The sequence below is a fragment of the Pseudoflavonifractor capillosus genome (assembly GCF_016902575.1).
In the GTDB taxonomy this organism is placed as follows: Bacteria; Bacillota; Clostridia; order Oscillospirales; family Oscillospiraceae; genus Enterenecus; species Enterenecus capillosus_A.
The window spans coordinates 1-379 of record NZ_JACSNZ010000133.1; the positions used below are offsets into that span (position 1 = coordinate 1).

The following is a 379-nucleotide window of genomic DNA, read 5'->3' on the forward strand; positions in this document are numbered from 1 at the left end:
TTCCTCCTCCTGAGTGTTTTACGGAGTTGAAATCTCCATGAGCATTATACACCTTTATCCAATCCCTGAGCTGTGCACGATTCCCAATATGATATTTTCTGCAAATATCCGACTCGCCTCCAGCACCGGATAAATAGTCTTCCACAGCAGATTTCTTTAATTCTGGGCTGTATACACGATTTTTATGTGGCAGAAATGCATCCACCCCATCTATCTCATAGTTACGCACCCACTGTCCCATAGTATTGTGAGAAACTCCAGCCCTCCGTGCCGCCTCACGCATACCAATGCATCCATTGATGTAATCTTGTATGATTGTGACCTTTGTCTCTATACTGACCTTTTGTTTCTGTGGCATAGCAATGCTCCCCCTATGTTT

General features: G+C 44.1%; 1 protein-coding gene. It reads right to left on the reverse strand.

Translation table 11 applies throughout. The annotated features are described in order from the left end of the window. Positions 1-358, reverse strand: a 358-nt coding sequence (locus tag H9X86_RS13185) for a transposase (protein WP_204901760.1), incomplete at its 3' end; no start/stop codon positions are given. Positions 359-379: the final 21 nt, after the last annotated feature.